Annotated in this window: 17 protein-coding genes; all 17 read right to left on the bottom strand. The window is 72.5% G+C overall.

Annotation, left to right across the window (positions count from 1 at the left end; all coding sequences use genetic code 11):
* Window positions 1-12: 12 nt before the first annotated feature.
* Window positions 13-1,398: an aspartate aminotransferase family protein gene (locus EIZ62_RS04275; protein WP_156691379.1), complete on the bottom strand. Its 1,386-nt coding sequence runs from the start codon at window positions 1,396-1,398 to the stop codon at window positions 13-15.
* Window positions 1,395-3,278 carry a 1-deoxy-D-xylulose-5-phosphate synthase gene (gene dxs, locus EIZ62_RS04280; protein WP_156691380.1) on the bottom strand — a complete coding sequence of 628 codons (1,884 nt, stop codon included), beginning with the start codon at window positions 3,276-3,278 and terminating at the stop codon, window positions 1,395-1,397. Before dxs ends, EIZ62_RS04275 begins: the two co-directional genes overlap by 4 nt.
* A 23-nt stretch (window positions 3,279-3,301) precedes the next feature.
* A complete protein-coding gene (ispG, locus tag EIZ62_RS04285; protein WP_156691381.1) occupies window positions 3,302-4,462 on the bottom strand; it encodes a flavodoxin-dependent (E)-4-hydroxy-3-methylbut-2-enyl-diphosphate synthase in 1,161 nt (386 codons plus the stop codon).
* Between the two features lie 4 nt (window positions 4,463-4,466).
* Window positions 4,467-5,489, bottom strand: a complete 1,023-nt coding sequence (gene hpnH, locus EIZ62_RS04290; protein ID WP_208827759.1) for an adenosyl-hopene transferase HpnH — start codon at window positions 5,487-5,489, stop codon at window positions 4,467-4,469.
* A 5-nt stretch (window positions 5,490-5,494) separates the two neighbouring features.
* Window positions 5,495-6,190: a phosphorylase family protein gene (locus tag EIZ62_RS04295; protein ID WP_156691383.1), complete on the bottom strand. Its 696-nt coding sequence runs from the start codon at window positions 6,188-6,190 to the stop codon at window positions 5,495-5,497.
* Window positions 6,190-8,184 (bottom strand): squalene--hopene cyclase, encoded by a 1,995-nt coding sequence (shc, locus tag EIZ62_RS04300; RefSeq protein WP_156691384.1) that lies wholly within the window; start codon window positions 8,182-8,184, stop codon window positions 6,190-6,192. Before shc ends, EIZ62_RS04295 begins: the two co-directional genes overlap by 1 nt.
* Window positions 8,185-8,306: 122 nt before the next feature.
* The gene (locus tag EIZ62_RS04305; protein ID WP_425281869.1) at window positions 8,307-9,365 is read right to left on the bottom strand and encodes a polyprenyl synthetase family protein; all 1,059 of its coding nucleotides are present in this window, start codon (window positions 9,363-9,365) and stop codon (window positions 8,307-8,309) included.
* 38 nt (window positions 9,366-9,403) lie between these two features.
* Entirely contained in the window at window positions 9,404-10,804 is a 1,401-nt protein-coding gene (gene hpnE / locus EIZ62_RS04310) for a hydroxysqualene dehydroxylase HpnE (protein ID WP_244375456.1), read from the bottom strand.
* A 104-nt stretch (window positions 10,805-10,908) separates the two neighbouring features.
* Complete coding sequence (hpnD, locus tag EIZ62_RS04315; RefSeq protein WP_167536335.1) at window positions 10,909-11,859, bottom strand: presqualene diphosphate synthase HpnD; 951 nt, start codon at window positions 11,857-11,859, stop codon at window positions 10,909-10,911.
* On the bottom strand, window positions 11,856-12,761 hold the full coding sequence (hpnC, locus tag EIZ62_RS04320; RefSeq protein ID WP_156691387.1) for a squalene synthase HpnC: 906 nt from the start codon (window positions 12,759-12,761) through the stop codon (window positions 11,856-11,858). The genes hpnD and hpnC overlap by 4 nt, the downstream gene beginning before the upstream one ends.
* Window positions 12,762-13,179: 418 nt before the next feature.
* Window positions 13,180-13,992 carry an ABC transporter ATP-binding protein gene (locus tag EIZ62_RS04325; RefSeq protein WP_244375458.1) on the bottom strand — a complete coding sequence of 271 codons (813 nt, stop codon included), beginning with the start codon at window positions 13,990-13,992 and terminating at the stop codon, window positions 13,180-13,182.
* Complete coding sequence (locus EIZ62_RS04330; RefSeq protein WP_156691388.1) at window positions 13,985-14,914, bottom strand: ABC transporter permease; 930 nt, start codon at window positions 14,912-14,914, stop codon at window positions 13,985-13,987. Before EIZ62_RS04330 ends, EIZ62_RS04325 begins: the two co-directional genes overlap by 8 nt.
* Window positions 14,915-15,014: 100 nt before the next feature.
* Entirely contained in the window at window positions 15,015-15,887 is an 873-nt protein-coding gene (locus EIZ62_RS04335) for a glycosyltransferase family 2 protein (RefSeq protein WP_156696197.1), read from the bottom strand.
* A 19-nt stretch (window positions 15,888-15,906) separates the two neighbouring features.
* Window positions 15,907-16,686 carry a CDP-alcohol phosphatidyltransferase family protein gene (locus EIZ62_RS04340; RefSeq protein ID WP_156691389.1) on the bottom strand — a complete coding sequence of 260 codons (780 nt, stop codon included), beginning with the start codon at window positions 16,684-16,686 and terminating at the stop codon, window positions 15,907-15,909.
* Complete coding sequence (locus EIZ62_RS04345) at window positions 16,664-17,725, bottom strand: iron-containing alcohol dehydrogenase family protein (protein WP_156691390.1); 1,062 nt, start codon at window positions 17,723-17,725, stop codon at window positions 16,664-16,666. Before EIZ62_RS04345 ends, EIZ62_RS04340 begins: the two co-directional genes overlap by 23 nt.
* Window positions 17,713-18,462 (bottom strand): phosphocholine cytidylyltransferase family protein, encoded by a 750-nt coding sequence (locus EIZ62_RS04350; RefSeq protein ID WP_156691391.1) that lies wholly within the window; start codon window positions 18,460-18,462, stop codon window positions 17,713-17,715. Before EIZ62_RS04350 ends, EIZ62_RS04345 begins: the two co-directional genes overlap by 13 nt.
* Complete coding sequence (locus EIZ62_RS04355) at window positions 18,459-20,321, bottom strand: DUF5941 domain-containing protein (RefSeq protein ID WP_156691392.1); 1,863 nt, start codon at window positions 20,319-20,321, stop codon at window positions 18,459-18,461. Before EIZ62_RS04355 ends, EIZ62_RS04350 begins: the two co-directional genes overlap by 4 nt.
* Window positions 20,322-20,479: the final 158 nt, after the last annotated feature.

Raw genomic sequence — 20,479 nt, forward strand, 5'->3', positions numbered from 1 at the left:
GGAGACAGGGGCTCAGCGGTTGGCGACCGCCTGCTTGACCAGCGTCTTGCCGAAGTCCCACATCAGGCCGCCGCCGCTGTGCGCCTCGTCCATGACGGTGGTGAACGCCGCCACGAAACGGTCCACCTCCCGCTCGCCGATGATCAGCGGCGGGATCAGCTTGATGACCTCCAGGCGGTCGCCCGAGACCTGGGTGAGGATGCGGTGCCGTTGCAGCAGCGGGACCACGACCATCTGGGCGAAGAGCCCCTTGCGGGCCGCCTGGAGCATGGTCCACCGGCCGCGCAGGCCGAGCGAGGACGGGCGGCCGAACTCGATGCCGATCATCAGGCCTCGGCCCCGCACCTCGTGCAGCATCTCGTAGCGGTCGACCAGCGCGGCGAGCCGGGACTTCAGCTGCTCACCGGTCCGCCGGGCGTTGGCCACGATCTCCTCGTCGTCCATCACGGACAGGACCGCGAGCCCCGCCGCCATGGCCTGGGCGTTGGAGCCGAAGCTGGCCGAGTGGATGAGCGTCCGGTCGAGCGACGAGTAGACGCGTCTGAAGATCCAGTCCTTGCCCAGCGTGGCGCCGACCGGCACGTAGCCGCCCGACAGGGCCTTGGCGACGCACACCAGGTCCGGCTCCACACCGTCCTCGTGCTGGTAGCCGTAGAAGGCGCCGGTCCGGCCGAGGCCGGTCTGGACCTCGTCGGCGATGAGCAGCGCCTTGTGCCGGTGGAGCAGGTCCTGCGCGGCGCGCAGGAACCCGGGAGGGGTCTCGTGCACGCCCTTGCCCTGGATGGGCTCGACGATGAACGCGGCCACGTCGCCGCGCTTCAGCTCCCGCTCCAGCGCGTCCAGGTCGCCCAGCTCGATGGCGGTGTCGGGCAGCAGCGGGTCGAAGCCGTCGCGGAAGCAGCTCTCACCGTTGACCGAGAGGGAGCCGGTGGTCAGTCCGTGGAAGGCGTGCGAGCAGTACAGGACGCGGGGCCTGCCGGTGGCGCACCGGGCGAACTTCAGCGCGGTCTCCACCGCCTCCGTGCCGCTGTTGGAGAAGAAGGCCCGGTCCAGGTGCGGCGAGCGGGCGAGGAGCCGCTCGGCGAGCAGTCCGGGCAGGGGCGGGCAGTCGAAGCGGGTGAGGTCGGCGAGCTCCGCGTCGAGGACGTCGTGGAGGGCCTTGCGTACGACGGGGTGGTGGCGGCCGAGGCCCATGACGCCGAAGCCGGCGAGCATGTCGAGGTAGTCGTTGTCCTCGGTGTCCCAGAAGTAGGCGCCTTCGGCGCGTTCGTAGGTGTTGTCGAAGCCGATCGTCTGGAGCATCCGCGGCAGCTGCGGATTGAGGTGGCGGGCGTGCAGCTCGTAGCCCTCGGTGCCGCGCTCGGCGAGCAGTGCGGCCAGATCGAACTTCTTGCTCATGCGTCGTTCTCCTTGCCTGCCAGGGCTGCGCTGATCCGCCCCGCGATCTCCACCGGGGTGAGTCCGATGTCGGCCAGCACTTCGCCGCGCTTGGCGTGGGCGAGGAACTGTTCCGGGATGCCGAAGGTGCGCAGGGGTACGTCGGTGCCGGCGTCCCGCAGCGCCTGGCCGACCGCCCAGCCGACGCCGCCGCTGCGGACGTTGTCCTCGACGACGGCGACCAGCCGGTGCGTGGCGGCGAGCGGGGCGAGCCGCTCGTCGACGGGCTTGACCCACCGCGGGTCGACGACGGTGCAGCCGATGCCGCGTTCCGCGAGCAGTTCGGCGGCCCCGAGGCAGACGGCCGCCATGACACCGACGGCGACCAGCAGCACCTCGGGACGCCCGTCCGGGCGGCGCAGCACGTCCATGCCGCCGACGCGGCCGACGGCGGGCACGGCGGGTCCCGCCTGCTCCTTGGGGAACCGGACCAGGGTCGGCGCGTCGCGTACGTCGACCGCCTCGCGCAGCTGGGAGCGCAACTGGGCGGGGTCGCGCGGGGCGGCGATCCGCAGCCCGGGGACGGCCTGGAGGACGGACAGGTCCCACATGCCGTTGTGCGAGGGGCCGTCCGTGCCGGTGACACCGGCGCGGTCCAGGACGAAGGTGACGCCGCACCGGTGGAGGGCCACGTCCATCAGGAGCTGGTCGAAGGCCCGGTTGAGGAAGGTGGCGTAGACGGCGACGACCGGGTGCAGCCCTCCGGTGGCGAGTCCGGCCGCGCAGACGGCCGCGTGCTGCTCGGCGATGCCGACGTCCCACACCCGGTCGGGGAACCGCTCGGCGAACCGGGTCAGCCCGACGGGGTGCAGCATCGCGGCGGTGAGGGCGACGACGTCCGGCCGCTCGGCCCCGATCTCGGCGATGGCCTCGCCGAACACGGACGTCCAGGACGGGCCGGCGGCGGGTGTGAGCGGCTCGCAGGTGAGCGGGTCCATGGCGCCGACAGCGTGGAAGTGGTCGGCCTCGTCCTCCAGGGCCGGCCCGTAGCCGTGGCCCTTCTGGGTCAGGCAGTGGACGAGGACGGGGCCGTGGAAGCGCTTGGCGCTGCGCAGGGCGGCCTCGACGGCGGCGATGTCGTGCCCGTCGACCGGGCCGACGTACTTCAGTCCCAGGTCCTCGAACATGCCCTGGGGGGCGATGAAGTCCTTGAAGCCCTTCTTGGCGCCGTGCAGCGACCCGTACAGCGGCGGTCCGATGACGGGCGTGTGGCGCAGGACGTCCTTGCCCCACTCGAGGAACCGCTCGTAGCCGTCGGTGGTGCGCAGGGTGGAGAGGTGCCCGGCGAGGCCGCCGATGGTGGGCGCGTAGGATCGCTCGTTGTCGTTGACGACGACGATGAGGGGGCGGTCCTTGGCGGCGGCGATGTTGTTGAGGGCCTCCCAGGCCATGCCGCCGGTGAGGGCGCCGTCTCCGATGACGGCGACGACGTGCTCGTCGCCGCCGCGCAGGTCGCGCGCCTTGGCGAGGCCGTCGGCCCAGCCGAGGGCGGTGGAGGCGTGGGAGTTCTCGATGACGTCGTGCTCGGACTCCTCGCGCGAGGGGTAGCCGGACAGGCCTCCCTTGCCTCGCAGCTTGGAGAAGTCCTGGCGGCCGGTGAGCAGTTTGTGGACGTAGGCCTGGTGGCCGGTGTCCCACAGGAGGCGGTCGACGGGCGAGTCGAACACCCGGTGCAGGGCGATGGTCAGTTCGACGACGCCCAGGTTGGGGCCGAGGTGGCCGCCGGTGCGGGCGACGGCCCGTACGAGGAACTCCCTGATCTCGTCGGCCAGTTCGTCGAGCTTGGCGCCGTCCAGCGCCTTGAGGTCGCGCGGCTCCCGAATGCTTTCGAGGATCGTCACGCTCGGGCCCCTCTCTGCTGCGGTCAGCTGACGGTGACGGCGGGTTCGCCGGAGGTCACGCCGTCCTTCTCCATCTGCTCGGCGATCTTCAGCGCCTCTTCGATCAGCGTCTCGACGATCTTGGACTCGGGGACGGTCTTGATGACCTCGCCCTTCACGAAGATCTGCCCCTTGCCGTTGCCCGAGGCGACACCGAGGTCGGCCTCACGGGCCTCGCCCGGGCCGTTGACGACGCAGCCCATGACCGCGACGCGCAGCGGGACCTCCATGCCCTCCAGGCCCGCGCTGACCTGGTCGGCCAGCTTGTAGACGTCGACCTGGGCACGCCCGCACGACGGGCAGGACACGATCTCCAGTCGGCGCCGGCGGAGGTTGAGGGATTCGAGGATCTGGATGCCGACCTTGACCTCCTCGGCCGGCGGGGCCGACAGGGAGACGCGGATGGTGTCGCCGATGCCCTCGGACAGCAGGGCGCCGAAGGCGACGGCCGACTTGATGGTGCCCTGGAACGCCGGGCCGGCCTCAGTGACGCCGAGGTGCAGCGGATAGTCACACGCCGCCGCCAGCCGGCGGTAGGCCTCGATCATCACCACCGGGTCGTTGTGCTTGACCGAGATCTTGATGTCGCGGAAGCCGTGCTCCTCGAACAGGGACGCCTCCCAGAGGGCCGACTCGACGAGCGCCTCCGGGGTGGCCCTGCCGTACTTCTCCAGCAGGCGGCGGTCCAGGGAGCCCGCGTTGACGCCGATGCGGATCGGGGTGCCCGCGTCCCGCGCCGCCTTGGCGATCTCCTTGACCTTGTCGTCGAACTGCTTGATGTTGCCCGGGTTGACCCGGACGGCAGCGCAGCCCGCGTCGATGGCGGCGAAGACGTACTTCGGCTGGAAGTGGATGTCGGCGATGACCGGGATCCGCGACTTGCGGGCGATGACCGGCAGCGCGTCCGCGTCGTCCTGCGCTGGGCAGGCGACGCGGACGATCTGGCAGCCGGACGCGGTCAGCTCGGCGATCTGCTGGAGCGTGGCACCGATGTCGGAGGTGCGCGTCGTCGTCATCGACTGCACCGACACGGGCGCGTCGCCGCCCACGGCCACCGAGCCGACCCGGATCCGCCGTGCGGCGCGGCGCTCGGCGAGTGGCCGGGGCGGCGGCGTGGGCAGCCCGAGGCCCACGGGCTCCGGCATCACCTCACCCCCGGCTTCCGGAGACCGTTTCGCGGGCGGCGCGCAGGGACTCCTTGAGCGAGCCCATGGTGGCGAGGACGGCGGTCGGCTCGTAGCCGCAGTGCGCCATGCAGTTGGCGCAGCGCGGGTCCTTGCCCCGGCCGTACTTGTCCCAGTCGGTCTCCTCGACGAGCTCCCGGTACGTCGGGACGTACCCGTCGGACATCAGGTAGCAGGGCCGCTGCCAGCCGAAGAGCGAGTAGTTGGGGATCGCCCAGGCGGTGCAGGGGAAGTCGGCCTTGCCCTCCAGGAAGTCGAGGAAGAGCGGGGAGTGGTTGAGGCGCCAGCGCCGCCGGTTGCCGCCCGCGAAGGACTTCCGGAACAGTTCACGGGTCTGCTCGACGCCCAGGAAGTGCTCCTGGTCCGGCGCCTTCTCGTAGGCGTAGGCGGGCGAGATCATCATCTCGTCGACCTTGAGGTCGTCGTTGAGGTAGTTGAGCACCTCGATGACGGTCTGCGGGGTGTCGGTGTTGAAGAAGGTGGAGTTGGTGGTGACCCGGAAGCCGCGCCGCTTGGCCTCCTTGATGGCCTCCACCGCCTCGTCGAACACGCCCTCCTTGGCGACCGACTCGTCGTGCCGCTCGCGCAGGCCGTCGATGTGCACGGCGAAGGCGAAGAAGGGCGACGGGGTGAACTTCTCGATCTTCTTGCGCAGCAGCAGGGCGTTGGTGCACAGGAAGACGTATTTCCTGTGGGACACGAGCTGGCGCACGATCTCGTCGATCTGGGGGTGCATCAGGGGCTCGCCGCCCGCGATGGATACCATCGGCGCGCCGGACTCGAGGACCGCTCCGACCGCCTGGGCGACCGGCATGCGCTGCTTCAGCACGCCCGCCGGGTGCTGGATCTTGCCGCAGCCCTCGCACGCGAGGTTGCAGGCGTAGAGCGGCTCCAGTTCGACGATGAGCGGGAACTTCTCACGCTTGCGCATCTTCTGTTGGAAGAGATACGTCCCTACCCGGATGGTCTGGCGAAGCGGCATGGCCATCTGGCTCACCTCCTGGGGAGCAGCAAAGAACGGTGCCATTCAAAGAAAGCTGGCAATACAGAACGAAGAACACGGAAGGCTGATATTCCCCCGCGTACCGTTCCAATCCGGACCAGCTCATGCTCTGGAGCGTCCACGACCACCCGGACGGCCGCAACCGGACGCGACCGGACGCCGGTGCTCAGCGCGCTGCGCAGGGTGGCCGCGGACTCCATGTCGACCGCGACGGCACCCGTGCCGCGCAGCTGGGACCGCTCCTGGCCCCGTACGACGTGGTCGGAGCCCACCAGCGGGCCGGTGTGCACCGTGCGCCCGGGAACGGCCCGCTCCAGCGCCTTGACCAGCAGTTCCGTGTCCGTGCAGGGGGTGGAGCCACCGGGGCCCCGGGTCTCGTCGGCCACCACCAGGTCGCCCGGGTGCATACCCGGCTCCAGGCCGGCGCAGAAGCCGGACGCCACGACCGCGGCGCCGCGCAGCTCGCCGCCCTCCAGCGCCCGGGCGACGGCCCGCTGGGCGTTCTCCGGCCCCATGCCCGTACGCAGCACCGTCACCGGGCCGGATGCCACGCCGGCGTGGCGGCGGCGTCCGCTGCGCAGGGCGAGCTGTTCGATGCCGAGCGCGCAGGCGATCAGCAGCGGTGGCGCGGCGGGAGCCGGCCCGGGCGGGTGCGCGGAACCGGAGGGCCCCGGTCCTGCCGCCATCAGGCCCCCTTGCCGAGCCGGCCGACCACCGGTTCGCCGTTGACGTACCGGCCGAGCGCGGTCAGCGGGAAGACCTGCCGGTACAGGTGGTAGTTGATGGAGAAGTCCCAGGGGAAGCCGGTGCCGGTGAAGTACGGCTCGTCCCAGGAGCCGTCCTCGGCCTGCGTGTCGGCGAGCCACCGGACGCCCCGCTCCACGGCCTTGGAGTCCCGCTCGCCGGCCGCCAGCAGGGCCAGCAGCGCCCAGGCCGTCTGCGAGGCGGTGGAGGCGCCGTGGCCGATCCACTCCTGCTCCCGGTAGGAGCGCAGGTCCTCGCCCCAGCCGCCGTCGCCGTTCTGGACCGACTCCAGCCAGCCGACCGCACGCCGGATCGCGGGGTGCGAGGTGGGCAGCCCGGCCGCGGTGAGGGCGGGCACCACGGAGCCGGTGCCGTAGATGTGGTTGACGCCCCACCGGCCGAACCAGGCGCCGTTCGCCTCTTGTTCGGCCAGCAGCCAGGCGATCCCCCGGCGGGTGCGCGGGTGGTGGGCCTTGCCCTCGTGCGCCAGCATCTCCACCACGTGCGCGGTGACGTCGGCCGACGGCGGGTCGATGACCTCGCCGAAGTCGCAGAACGGCAGCAGGTTGGGGAAGGGGCTGGTGTTGTCGGCGTCGAAGGCGCCCCAGGCGCCGTCGCGCGACTGCATGCCCGCGGTCCAGTTGGCGCCGCGCCGGACGGCCGCCTCGACCTGCTCCGGGTGCGGGTGCCTGACCCGGCGCAGCGCGAGGATGACCTCGGCGGTGTCGTCGATGTCGGGGTAGTTGTCGTTGTGGAACTCGAACGCCCAGCCGCCCGGGGCGAGTCCGGGCCGGCGCACCGCCCAGTCGCCGGGGCGGACGATCTCCTCGCCCAGCATCCAGTCGGCGGCCTTGACGAGCGCCGGGTGGTCGGGGCGTACCCCGGCGTCAGCGAGGGCGATGACGGCCAGGCAGGTGTCCCAGACGGGTGACTGGCAGGCCTCGACCATCCGGGCGCCGTCGTCGCGCCACACGGCGAACCGGTCGAGGGACTCCAGGCCCGCGCGCATCACCGGATGCTCGAGGTCGTAGCCCAGCAGGTGGAGGGCGATGAGGGAGTACACGGCGGGCGGCTGGATGCCGCCCCAGCAGCCGTCGTTCTCCTGCCGTTCGACGATCCAGCGGGCGGCGGTGTTCATGGCGGCCCTGCGCAGCCACCGCGGGGCGACCCGGTGGTAGGCGTGCAGCGCCTTGTCCAGCCGCTGGAAGGCGCCCTCCCAGCTCCCCGCCGGCGCCAGGGGCCTCGGCGGGTTGGGGACGGCGGGGTCGGTGTGCAGCTCGTCGAGCCGGAAGGGCGCGGGGCGTACGGGGCGCTTGGCGGAGACGACGGTGAGCGGCACGATGGTCTGCCGCGCCCAGCAGCCGAAGTCGTAGATGTTGAGCGGGAACCAGCTGGGCAGGAAGACCAGCTCGGGCGGCAGCTCCGGGAGGTCGTCCCACTTCCACCAGCCGAACAGGGCCAGCCAGATGCGGGTGAAGACGCGGGCGGAGGCGATGCCGCCCTGCTCGCGGATCCGGGCGGCGGCGCGCGCCATGTGCGGCTCGTCGGGCGCGTCGCCCGCGAGGCGCAGCGCGACGTACGCCTCGACGGTGGCGGAGAGCACGCCGGGCCCGCCGTAGAAGGTGGCCCAGGTGCCGTCCTCGCGCTGTTCGCCGCGGATGTGGAGGGCGGCGGCGCGGGCGGTCGCCTCGTCCAGGATGCCGAGGAACTGCCGCAGCAGGAGGTCCTCGGCGTCCATGGTGACGTTGGTCTCCAGGTCGCCCTTCCACCAGCCCTCGGCGTCCTGCCGGGCGAGGAGGTGGTCGATGGAGCGCTGGGCGGCGCGCGCGGCGAGGTCCTCCACGTCGCTCGCGGCGGTGGTCGTGGTGGTCGTTCGGGTGGCCGAGGGGGCGTGGGGCTCCAGGGCCCCGGTGCTTCCGTCGGTCGTCGCTGTCATGGCTTCCCCTTCGTGCAGTGGGCGTTCTGCGGCTGCGGGTGGGCCGTCGGCCGGTGCCCGGGGCACCGGCCGGCGACTAGCGATTCATATGGTGAGGGTGCGGGTGACGGTCCCGATGGTGGTCATCTCTTTCGTACGACGACGAAGTCCGCGAGCGCGGTGAGCTGGGCGCGGACCTGTTCCGGCATGTCTACGCGGTGCAGCGCGTCGATCGCGACGGCGTGCTGCCGGCGGGCCTCCTCGGAGGTCCACTCACGGCCGCCCGCCTCCTCGATGAGCGCGGCCCGCATGGCGAACTCCTCCTCGGAGAAGCTGTCGAGGTCGGGGTTCTTGGCGTCGGCGGTGAGCAGCTCCCCGAGCTGCTCGGAGGCCGGTCCGCCGGCGGCGAGCGCGGCGACGACGGGCAGGGACTTCTTGCGCTGGCGCAGGTCGCTCCAGGTCTGCTTGCCCGTGGACTCCGGGTCGCCCCAGATGCCGAGCAGGTCGTCGACGGCCTGGAAGGCGAGGCCGAGGTGGTGGCCGTACGCCTCCAGCGTGTCGGCGGTGCGGTCGTCGGCGCCGCCGAGGACGGCGCCGATGGAGGAGGCGCAGGCGAGCAGGGCGCCGGTCTTGTTGCCCTCCATCACCAGGCACTCCTCGACGGTGACCCGCTCGCGGTGCTCGTAGGAGATGTCCTGGGCCTGGCCGTCGATGAGCTTGCGGCTGGCGGTGGTCAGGCGGCGGGTGGCGCGGCCCGCGTCGACGGTGCCGAGCTCCAGCAGCAGTTCGTTGGCGAGCGCGAAGAGGGCGTCGCCGACGAGGATGGCCTGCGCCGGGCCGTGCACCTTCCACACGGTGTCGCGGTGGCGCCGCTGCTCGTCGCCGTCCATGAGGTCGTCGTGCAGCAGGGAGAAGTTGTGCACGAGCTCCACGGCGACGGCGCCGGGGATGCCGGTCTCGGGCGCCGCGCCGGCCGCCTCGGCGGACAGCAGCGCGAGGGCGGGGCGCACGGCCTTGCCGCTGTCGCCGTCGGCGGGCCGGCCGTGGGCGTCGATCCAGCCGAAGTGGTAGGCGGCCACGGTGTCCATGGGCGGCGCGAGCCGCTGCACGGCCGCCCGCATCACCGGGGTGGACAGGGTCCGGCCCCGCTCCAGCAGTGCGGTGACGTCCGCGGTGTCGACGGCCGGGTTCACCGGGGGCACAGTCGGCACGGTCTCTCCTCTGGTTCCAGTACTCAGGCTCATGCCGCCTCCTCGAGCGGATGTACATGGGGGCGGCCGAGGGCCGAGAGGGCCGCGCCCGCGGCGGTGAAGCCGCTGCGGACCGCGCCCTCCATGGTCGCGGGCCAGCCGGTGGCGGTCCACGCGCCGGCCAGGTGGAGGCCCGGCGCGTTGGTGCGGGCGTGGGGCCGCAGCCGTCCGACGCCGGGGGTGGGGGCGAACGTCGCCGTCCGCTCCCGGGTGACGAAGAAGTCCCGGACCTTCGCGCCGCGTGTCGCGGGCAGCAGCCGCTCGAGTTCGGGGAGGTACCGCTCGCGGAGTACGGAGACCGGCTCGTCGATCTCGGCCTGGGCGGCGGACTGGGACAGGGCCAGGTACTGGCCGCCGGTGTATCCGGAGGCGTCGGTGCGGTCGAAGACCCACTGGACGGGCGAGCCGAGCGCGGCGAAGAACGGGCGGCGCAGCACCTTGCGGTCGTACAGCACGTGCACGTTGAGGATGGGGGCGGTGCCGATGTCGAGCAGTCTGCCGGGGTCGTCCAGCGCGCCGTGCGGCAGCAGGTCGTGGGCCTCGCGCTGCGGTACGGCGAGGACGACGGTGTCGGCCTCCAGCCGCTCGCCGGGCACGTCGACGGCCCAGCGGCCGTGTCCGCTCGGCAGGACGGCGCTGACCTTGGCGCGCAGTTCGGTGCGGACGCCGGCGGAGTCGAGGGCCTTGCGGGCGAGGGTGTCGTGCAGGTCGCCGAGCGGGACGTGCGCCCAGCCGATGTCGGCGGCGCCGGGGTCGGTCAGGAGCGCGGTCTTGAACACCATCGCGGCCAGGCCCATGGAGGAGTGGGGCGCGACGGCGTTGAGGGTGGCGACGCCGATCAGGTCCCAGAGGGCTTCGACGGTGCGCTCGGACTGGCCCTGGCGCGCGAGCCAGGTGGCGAAGTCGATGCCGTCGAGGGCTGGGTCGGCGGGGTCGAGCTTCTTCAGGGCGAGGGCGGCGCGCCCCACGCCCGCGCGTTCGGCGAGGGAGAGGTGGGGGTAGCGGGCGAGGCTCGCGGCGAGGTGGAGCGGCACGGGCAGGGCGGTGCGGCGCAGCCTGCCGAGCCGGGGGCCGCGCGGGTGGCCGACGTCGAGGACGGGCACGTCGAGGCGGGCCTGGAGGGGCGCGAGGTGGGCGCCGTCGACGCGGTCGAGGAACCAGCGGTAGGCGGTGCAGCAGCGGAGGTAGACGTGCTGGCCGTTGTCGACGGTGAGGTCGCCGCGCCGGAAGGAGAAGGCGAGGCCGCCGAGCCGGGGCCGCCCTTCGAGGAGGGTGACGCGCATGCCGGCGTCGGCCAGGCGCAGGGCGGCGGTGATGCCCGCGAGGCCGCCGCCGACGACCACGGCGTGGCCCGGTGCGGCGTGGCCCGGCATCGGGTCGTCGTCGCTCATGCGGTCTCCTGTCGGGTCGTCGCAGTCAGGGACGCGAGGCGCTGATCGAGGGTTGCGCGCCGATTGTGCCGGTTCGCCGGTCCGGTGGCTGGCAGGGTGGCCATCTAGGCGCGCCTCCCGGCCTGCTGCCGCGAGACGGTGCGGGCGTCGAGCCCGGACAGGCCGCGTACGGCGACGTACGCCTTCTCCCGGCCGGGCAGGGAGACGCGGCCGCGCAGGACGGCCTGCGGGTCGCGTTCGATGCGGTCGAGGAGGCGGCGGTAGATGCCGGCCATGGCGGCGACGCAGGCGCCGCTGCGCCGGTCGAGCAGGGGCAGCAGCCGGTACCCCTCGGCGAACAGGGCGCGGGCGCGCCGGACTTCGTAGTGGACGAGTCCGGTGAAGTCGGCGCCGGGGGGCGGTGTCGCGGTGCGGAACCCGTCGGAGCACCCGAACTTGGCGAGGTCGTCGGCGGGCAGGTAGGTGCGTCCGGTGCCGGCGTCCTCGCGAACGTCCCTGAGGATGTTGGTGAGTTGGAGGGCGAGGCCGAGCGTGTCGGCGTACTCGGGGGCGCGTTCGGCGCCGCGTGCGCCGGGTGTGGTGCCGAAGATGGCGAGCGAGAGCCTGCCGATGGCGCCGGCCACGCAGCGGCAGTAGACCTTGAGGTCGTCCCAGGTCTCGTAGGTCTCGCCGCGGACGTCCATCAGGACGCCGTCGATGAGTTCGTCGAGGCCGTCGAGCGGCAGCGGGAAACGCCGTGCGCTGTCGGCGAGCGCGACGGCGACCGGGTCCGTGTCGTCCTCGGCGACGGCGCCCTTGCGGATCCGGTCGAGCAGGTCACGGGTGGTGTCCAGCCGGTCCGCCTTGGCCTCGGGGGCGAGGCTGCCGTCACCGATGTCGTCGACCCGCCGCGAGAACGCGTACAGCGCCGACATGGCCTGCCGCTTCTCGGTCGGCAGGAGCCGGATGCCGTAGGCGAAGTTACGGGCCTGCTGTCCGGTGACGGCTTCGCAGTAGCTGTAGGCGGCCGCCACCGGCGCGGACATCTCGATCTGTCCTTCCACGGTCCCGCTCACCCCTCTCTACGCGCTCTGCGCAACACGGTTCCCACCTGGCGCACCAGGTTCGGTCGGGTGGCCCTGGGCGGTCCTGGCAGTACGTCGTGCCCGGCGGCGGTGATGGCGTCGAGGGCGGCGTGCCCGCCCGCGACGAACCCGGCGAGGAGGAGCCGGAGCCTGCCGTGGACGCTGCCCACCAGGGGCGTGCCCTCGTCCAGGAGCCGGCGGGCGCGTTCGGCCTCGTACGCGACGAGGGCGCGCACCGAGGCGTCGCCGGTGGGGCGGGCGAGGTCGGCCTCGGTGACGCGGAACCGTTTCAGGTCCTCGGCCGGAAGGTAGATCCGGTCGCGGGCGAGGTCCTCGGCGACATCCTGGAGGTGCTCGACGATCTGGAGCGCGGTGCAGACGGCGTCGGAGCGGCGCAGGCGTTCGGGGCTGGTGGTGCCGGTGATGCCGAGGACGAGGCGGCCGACGGGGTTGGCGGAGAGCTCGCAGTAGGCGGCGAGCTCGTCGTACGTCTCGTAGCGCCGCACCAGCTGGTCCTGGCGGTTGGCCCCGATCAGGCCGAGGAACGGCTCGGGGGTGAGGCCGTGGCGCCGGACGGTGGGCCGGAGGGCGCGCAGCAGCGGGTGCGACGGGGTGCCGTCGAAGACGCGGCGGAGGTCGGCCTCGAAGGCGTCGAGGAGGGCGAGCCGGTCCGTTTCGCCCTCGGCGCCCAGGTGGCGGGCGTCGGCACCGCCGGGGGCGAGGTCGCCGTCCCCGATGTCGTCGACGAGCCGGGCGTAGCCGTAGACGGCCATCAGGTCGTCGCGCCAGGCGCGGGGCAGGAAGAACGGGGCCACGGGGAAGTTCTCGTGCGCGGCCTTGTCGAGCGTGGTGCGCGAGGAGGCGTCGGGGCGCAGCTGCCGGGTGCCTGTCACTGTGGACTGCCCGGCGCGGGGACGGCTGGACCCTTGTGGAGGCGGGGCTGGGGATTCACCGTCATTGCCGTCACTCTCCCGTTCTACACTGCCGACCCAATACATCCCATTTCGGACACGCCGCCGGTCCTGCGAGTGAGACACCGCCCCGGCCCGGTGGGGGCCCGGGGTATATCGCCCCACTTGCCACGAATCAGCACCGGTACAGCTTACGTTGTACAACGTCCGGAAGCGTTCCGGGGTGTCGCCCGCCCGGGTGCGGTCCCGCCGCCAACCCCAACCACCCGGCGCCAAGGGCGACTTGACCGCAGCGCGGCGCCCCGTTCGGCCGGTGCGACACGCGCGCGCCCGCCCACCGGAAGGGCCCCCGCCAGGTCGTCCGGCAGGGGCCCGCCCCCGTGCTCGCGGCCGGCCGGAGCTACCGGCCGGTCTCCTTCTCGTACGCCCGCAGGACCTCGTCCGTGGGGCCGTCCATCAGCAGCTCGCCCTTCTCCAGCCACAGGACGCGGTCGCAGGTGTCCCTGATCGACTTGTTGCTGTGACTGACCAGGAAGACCGTGCCGGCCTCCTTGCGCAGCTCACGGATCCGTTCCTCGGAGCGGATCTGGAACTTGCGGTCACCGGTGGCCAGGGCCTCGTCGATCATCAGCACGTCGTGGTTCTTCGCCGCGGCGATGGCGAACCGGAGCCGGGCGCCCATGCCGGACGAATATGTCCGCATCGGCAGCGTGATGAAGTCGCCCTTCTCGTTGATCCCGGAGAAGTCGACGATGCCCTGGTAGCGCTCCCGGATCTCCTCGCGCGACATGCCCATGGCCAGACCGCCGAGGATGACGTTGCGCTCACCGGTCAGGTCGCCCATCAGGGCCGCGTTCACACCCAGCAGCGAGGGCTGGCCGTCGGTGTAGACCTTGCCCTTCTCCGTGGGCAGCAGCCCGGCGATGGCGCGCAGCAGGGTGGACTTGCCGGAGCCGTTGGTGCCGATGAGGCCGACGGCCTCGCCCCGGTACGCGGTGAACGACACCCCGCGCACGGCGTGCACCTTGCGCACGCCCCGGGACTCGCCCTTGTCGCGGCGCATGATCCGGCTGAGCGCGGCGGTGGCGCTGCCCTTGCCCCCGCCCCCGCCGTTGACCCGGTACACGATGTGCACGTCGTCGGCGATCACGGTGGGGATCCGGGCGCCGTCGGCGACGGCGGCCGCGGTCACGTCGTCGTTGTGCTCAGCCACGGCCGTACCGCTCCTCTGCCTTCCAGAAGTACACGAACCCGGCCACGCCGACCAGGACCGCCCACAGCAGGCCGGCGAGCCAGACGTGCGAGGGCAGGTTCTGCGAGCCGTAGCCGTCGATCAGCGCGAACCGGATGAGGTCCATGTAGATGGCCGCCGGGTTGTACATCAGCACGTCGGCGATCCAGGCCGGCTTGTCCTGGAGCATGATCGGGATGGAGAACATCACGCCGGACCCGTACATCCAGGTCCGCATCACGAAGGGCATCAGCTGGGCGAGGTCGGGCGTCTTGCTGCCGAGCCGGGCCATGATCAGCGACAGGCCGACGTTGAACACGAACTGCAACGCCAGCGCCGGGAGGATCAGCAGCCAGCTCAGTGAGGGATAGCTGCCGAACGCCGCCGCGATCACGAACAGCACGATCATCGAGAACATCAGCTGCTGGAGCTGCTGGAGCGCGAAGGAGACGGGCAGGGAGGCACGCGGGAAGTGCAGCGCCCGCACCAGCCCGAGGTTGCCCGAGATCGCCCGCACACCGGACATGACGGAGGTCTGCGTGAACATGAACACGAACACGCCCGTCACCAGGAACGGGATGTAGACGTCCTTCTCCATGCCGCGGCCCGCGTTCAGGATCAGGCCGAAGATGAGGAAGTAGACCGCCGCGTTCAGCAGCGGCGTCGCCACCTGCCACAGCTGCCCGAGCTTGGCCTGGCTGTACTGGGCCGTGAGCTTCGCCTGGGAGAAGGCCAGGATGAAGTGGCGGCGCCCCCACAGCTGCCGGACGTACTCGGCCAGACCCGGCCGGGCACCGCTGACCGACAGGCCGTACTTGGCGGCCAGTTCCGCCGGGGACAGGCCCGCGTCCGGAGATGGCGGGGCGGTCACGGCGATCGCTCCGTCATGGGTTGTCTCACTCACAAGTTGAAACTTTCGTGTCCAAGATGCGCGGCAGATGGGGGGCGGGCGGGTCAGGTGGCGGCCGGGCCCCGGTGCCCCGTGTCAGGTGTTTCCGAGCTTGTCAGATGACGGGCGGGCGGCCCAGTCTCGTCAGGCGCCACACCGTACGCCACTTCATGGGCCTGCGCGGCCCGCACGGAGACGCCCACCCCTCCCTGAACCCGCCGAACCAGGCCTTCAGCGCCGGTACGGACGGGCGCCGGGCCAGCGTGAGCAGCAGCCACACGCCGAGGTACACCGGCACCAGGGGGGCGGGCAGGTTCCGGCGGGCCAGCCAGACGCGGTTGCGGGCGATCATGCGGTGGTAGACGGCGTGCCGGGAGGGCGCGGTCGTCGGGTGGAACAGGACCATGTCCGCGCGGTAGTCGATCATCCAGCCGGCGTCGAGCGCCCGCCAGGCGAGGTCGGTCTCCTCGTGCGCGTAGAAGAACTCGGCCGGCAGCCCTCCGACCTCGGCCAGCACCTTCGTCCGGACGGCGTTGGCGCCGCCGAGGAAGGTCGTCACCCGCGAGGAGCGCATCGGGTCGGAGGCGCGCAGCCGGGGCACGTGCCGGCGCTGGGTGACGCCGGTGTCCGGGTCGGCGATCCGGAAGCTGATGATGCCCAGCCGCGGGTCGGCCGTGAACGCCTGGCGGACCAGCTCGGCGGTGTCGGTGTTCGCCAGCAGCCCGTCGTCGTCCAGGAAGAGCAGGGCGTCCACGTCGGTGCCGCCGGGCCCGAACGCCTCGATACCGGCGTTGCGGCCGCCGGGGATGCCCAGGTTCTCCGGCAGGTCGATCGTGCGTACGCCGTCGGGGACGCCCGTGACGGGGGCGCCGTTGCCGACGACGACGACCTCGACCGGGTCGCCGTCCTGCTTGCGGACGGACTCGATCAGCGCGCGCAGGTCGTCCGGGCGGTTGCCCATGGTGATGATGACGGCGCCCAGCTTCATCGGCGTACTCACGCGGACCTCACTTCAGCCTGCTGGAGGCGAGAATCGACACCAGGTGCAGCACGGTCTGCAGCAGGGCGATGCCCGCCAGGACCGCGACGCCGAGGCGCGAGAAGAACAGGTCGCCGCGGGCCGTGTCGAGGACCGCCAGCACCACGATGAGCAGCGAGGCCTCGATGCCGAGGACGAGCCGGTGGAACTTCAGCGCGGCCGCGGCCCTGCGGGCCAGCGCCATGCCCGAGGAGCGCGGCTCGGCGGCCGACTCCTTGACCGGCGGCAGGCCGCCCTGGTGCCGGGCCACGCCGACCAGGTCGGTCTCGGCCTTGATCAGGATGGCGCCGAGCGCGGCGAGCGTGCCGAGGAACGCCCACAGCCAGTCGATCCGCCCGCTGCCCCACAGGTCCGCGGCGCGCAGGCCGAAGCCGACCAGCACCGCCGCGTCGCACAGGTAGGCGCCCACGCGGTCGAGGTACACCCCGCCGAGGGAGAACTGCTTCTTCCAGCGGGCCACCTCGCCGTCGACGCAGTCGAGCAGCAGGTAGAGCTGGACCATGAGCGCCCCGAGCAGGGCGCCGGGGATGCCCGGGATCAGCAGCGCGGGCGCGGCGAGGACACCCGCGAGGGTCATCACGTACGTCAGCTGGTTGGGGGTGACGCGCGTGGTGACCAGGTACCGGGTGATGCGCAGGGAGATCTCGCGCATGTAGAGGCGGCCGCCCCAGTGCTCGCCGCTGCGACGGTCCTTCACTCCGGCCGGGTGCACGACCGGGCGGAGTTCAGCTACGGATGGTCTTGGCATAGTCGGCGTACGCGTCCCTGATCTGGTCGGTGGACAGGTCGAGGTGCTCCAGGACGGTGAAGCGCCCCGGGCGGGTCTGCGGTGCGAACTCCACGGCCGCGACGAACTCGTCCGGGGAGAACCCGATCTCCTCGGGCAGCACGGGCAGGCCGTGCCGGCGGAGCACCTCCGCGAAGAGCCCGGACTGCTCGTGGGCGCCGCGCAGGTGCATCGCGAAGGCGGCGCCGAGCCCGACCTGCTCGCCGTGGAGCGCGGAGCGCGCCGGGTGGAGCAGGTCGAAGGCGTGGGAGATCTCGTGGCAGGCGCCCGACGCGGGCCGGGTGTCGCCGCTGATCGACATGGCGATGCCGGTCAGGACGAGGGCCTCGGCCAGCACGATGAGGAACTCGTCGTCCGCGACGGTGCCCGGGTGGCGCAGCACCGACTCCCCGGCCGTACGGGCCATGGCGGCGGCCAGGCCGTCGACCTGCTCGCCGGTGTGCCGGTGCGACAGCTCCCAGTCGGCGATCGACGAGATGTTGGAGATCGCGTCCCCGATGCCGGAGCGGACGAACCGCGCGGGCGCGTCCCGGATCACGTCCAGGTCGATGACCATGGCGATCGGCGAGGGCACCCCGTACGAGCCGCGGCCGTTGTCGTTGTCGAGGGTGGAGACCGGCGAGCAGATGCCGTCGTGCGAGAGGTTCGTCGCCACGGAGACCATCGGCACGCCGACGCGCGCGGCGGCGTACTTCGCCACGTCGATGATCTTGCCGCCGCCCAGGCCCACCACGGCGTCGTACCGCTTGCCCTTGATGGCGTCGGCGAGCGTGACGGCGGAGTCGATGCTGCCGTCCTGGACGCTGTACCAGTCGGCGTCGGGAAGGACCGGGGCGAGCTTCTCGCGCAGGGCCTGGCCGGAGCCGTTGCTGATCGCCACGGCCAGCTTGCCGGAGGCGGAGATCCGCTGGTCGGCGAGGAGGCCGGCCAGGTCGTCCATCGCCCCGCGGCTGATGTCGACGACGACCGGCGAGGGGATGAGCCGGGTCAGTACAGGCACGCGATCTCACGGCCCTTCGCGAGGTCGTCGTGGTTGTCGATCTCGACCCACTTGACGTCGCCGATGGGTGCCACGTCGATCTGGAAGCCCCGGTTCACCAGCTCCTGGTAGCCGTCCTCGTAGTAGAGGTCCGGGTCGCGCTCGAAGGTGGCCTTCAGCGCGTCCGCGAGGGCCTCGGCGGCCTCGGGCTCGATGAGGGTGACGCCGATGTACTCGCCGGTGGCGGTGGCCGGGTCCATCAGCTTGGTGATGCGGCGCACCCCCTGGCCGTCGGCGGTGATGACCTTCATCTCCTCGTCGGCGAGGTCCTTCACCGTGTCGAGGGCGAGGATGATCCGGCGGCCCTCGCCGCGGGCGGCGAGGAGGGTCTCCTCGACCGAGACCGGGTGCACGGTGTCGCCGTTGGCGAGGATGACGCCTTGCTTCAGGACCTCACGGGCGCACCACAGGGAGTAGGCGTTGTTCCACTCCTCGGCCTTGTCGTTGTCGATCAGGGTGAGCTTCAGGCCGTAGGTGGCCTCCAGCTCGGCCTGGCGCGCGTAGACCGCCTCCTTGCGGTAGCCGACGACGACGGCGGCCTCGGTGAGGCCGACGGCGGCGAAGTTGGCGAGGGTGAGGTCGAGGACCGTCTTCTCGCCGGTACCGGCGGGGTCGACCGGCACGAGGGCCTTCGGAAGCGTGTCGGTGTAGGGGCGCAGACGCCGTCCGGCACCGGCTGCCAGTACGAGGCCGATCATGCGGGTTCTCCTTCGTCGTGTACTGCGGGTGCTCCGGAGGACACCCAGAAGCGGATGGACTCCACGAGCACGACCAGTGCGACGGCCACCGCGAGGGCGGTGAGCGCGATGCTGAAGCCGTTCCCGGTCGCCAGGACCGCGGCGAGGACCGCCACCACCAGCGTGCGGCCCTCGTGGCCGCCGATCGTCCGCACCAGCCACGCGGGCGGCGCGCCGGTGCCGCCGCGGATGCGGTAGACCGTGTCGTAGTGATGGTAGGCGACGGCCGCCACCAGGCCGAATGCGGCGGGAAGCGCCTGCGGGGCGTCCGAGCGGGCGGCGAGCAGCAGGATCGTGACGTACTCCGCGGCCCGGAAGACGGGCGGGACGAGCCAGTCGAGGGCGCCCTTGAGGGGGCGGGCGACGGCGAGGCCGGAGGTCACGGCGTAGGCGAGGGCGGCGACCGCGGGCCAGGGGCCGTCGAGCGGGGCGAGGGCCGCCGCGGCGACGACCGCGGCGGCGCCCACGAGGGCGGTGACGGGCGCCAGGGTGCCGGGCACCTTCCGGAACGCCCCGGCGAAGCCCTGGGCGAGCGGCCCGGAGTCGGCGAGGTCGGCCAGGGCCCGGGCGGCCCGGTCGGTGCGGCGGGCCTTGCGGGTGAGCGACCGCAGGAGGCGGCCGGCGGTGGTGTAGCAGGCGGCGAAGGCGCAGCCGATCAGCAGGGCCCAGAAGACGACGCGGGGGGTGGTGACCGCCGTGAGGACGGCGATCATGGCCCAGCGTTCGCCGATGGGCAGGACTATCATCCGGCGCGCCCACACCGTCCAGCCCTTGGCGTCGAGCTTGTCGGAGAGCGCGGCGGTGGGGCTGGTGTTGCCGGCGGCGTCGTGGTTGGCCTCGTTGAAGGAGAAGTCCACGACGTGGCGGCAGGTCTGGAGGACCATCGCGGCCAGGGCCAGCGCCCACACGTCGTCCCCGCCGCGGGCGGCGCCGAGCGCGAGGCCGGCGTAGTAGGCGTACTCCTTGGCCCGGTCGAAGGTCGCGTCGAGCCAGGCGCCCATCGTCGAGTACTGGAGCGAGTAGCGGGCGAGCTGCCCGTCGGTGCAGTCCAGCACGAAGGAGAAGAGGAGCAGGAGCCCGGCCGCGACATAGCCGCCGCGCGTCCCGGTCGCCGCGCATCCGGCCGCCACCAGCGCGGTGACGAGGGAGGCGGTGGTGACCTGGTTGGGCGTGAGGCCCCGGCGGGCGCACCAGCGGGCGAGGTAGCGCGAGTAGGGGCTGACGAAGAAGGTGGTGAAGAAGCCGTCCCGGGCCTTCACGGCGGAGCGCAGGCGTACGGCTTCGTCGTCGACCGCCTCGACGGCGTCCCGCGTCTCCTTGCGGCCCTGCGGGTCGGTGGGCACGGCGGCGACCAGCGACCCCAGCTCGGGCCGGTGCACGGCGACGCCCGCCGCGCCCAGCGCCTCGGCGAGGCGGTCGGGCAGGGGGGCGGACGAGCCGGTGGCGGCCGGGGCCGCCGGGGCTTCGGTGGCCGTGGGTGCCGGGGCGGTCACGGTGGTGCCGGGGGTGGCCGCACCGGGCACGGCCGCCGGGGCCAGCGCCCGGGTGAGCGCGGCGCGGGCCTCGGGCTGGGCCGTGACGGCACCGGGGGCCGAGGCGGCGGGGAAGCGGGGGTCCGTCAGGGCGAGGCGCAGCGCGTGGACGTGGCCCACGAAGCGGGGGTCGACGACCGCGACGCGCTGGGCCGCCGGGACGGCGGCGAGCAGCGCGGCGGTCTCCCGCTCGTCGGCGGCGACCCGGACGTCGAAGCCCAGCGACCGCAGATCACCCTCGAGCGGCGATCCGGGTACCGGAGGACCGGTGAGGATGGCGGTCGACAGACGAACTCACTCCTTGGACCTGAACAGGGCTGGTGCACGGCGGCTCGGCCCGGTCTCGGGCGGCGGCACGTCGGCAGAGGCTATCGGATGAACGGAAGCGGAAGTTCATTGAGGTTTCCCGGCATCCGGCGGCCGTCCGCCAGGACGCGATCATCATC

The sequence above is a fragment of the Streptomyces ficellus genome (assembly GCF_009739905.1).
Lineage (GTDB): Bacteria > Actinomycetota > Actinomycetes > Streptomycetales > Streptomycetaceae > Streptomyces > Streptomyces ficellus_A.

Coding starts and splice junctions, on each gene's coding strand:
- EIZ62_RS04275 (WP_156691379.1), bottom strand. CDS start 1,398: ATGAGCAAGAAGTTCGATCTGGCCGCACTGCTCGCCGAGCGCGGCACC.
- ispG (WP_156691381.1), bottom strand. CDS start 4,462: ATGCCGGAGCCCGTGGGCCTCGGGCTGCCCACGCCGCCGCCCCGGCCA.
- hpnH (WP_208827759.1), bottom strand. CDS start 5,489: ATGGCCATGCCGCTTCGCCAGACCATCCGGGTAGGGACGTATCTCTTC.
- EIZ62_RS04295 (WP_156691383.1), bottom strand. CDS start 6,190: ATGGCGGCAGGACCGGGGCCCTCCGGTTCCGCGCACCCGCCCGGGCCG.
- shc (WP_156691384.1), bottom strand. CDS start 8,184: ATGACAGCGACGACCGACGGAAGCACCGGGGCCCTGGAGCCCCACGCC.
- hpnE (WP_244375456.1), bottom strand. CDS start 10,804: ATGAGCGACGACGACCCGATGCCGGGCCACGCCGCACCGGGCCACGCC.
- EIZ62_RS04335 (WP_156696197.1), bottom strand. CDS start 15,887: ATGAAGCTGGGCGCCGTCATCATCACCATGGGCAACCGCCCGGACGAC.
- EIZ62_RS04340 (WP_156691389.1), bottom strand. CDS start 16,686: ATGCCAAGACCATCCGTAGCTGAACTCCGCCCGGTCGTGCACCCGGCC.
- EIZ62_RS04350 (WP_156691391.1), bottom strand. CDS start 18,462: ATGATCGGCCTCGTACTGGCAGCCGGTGCCGGACGGCGTCTGCGCCCC.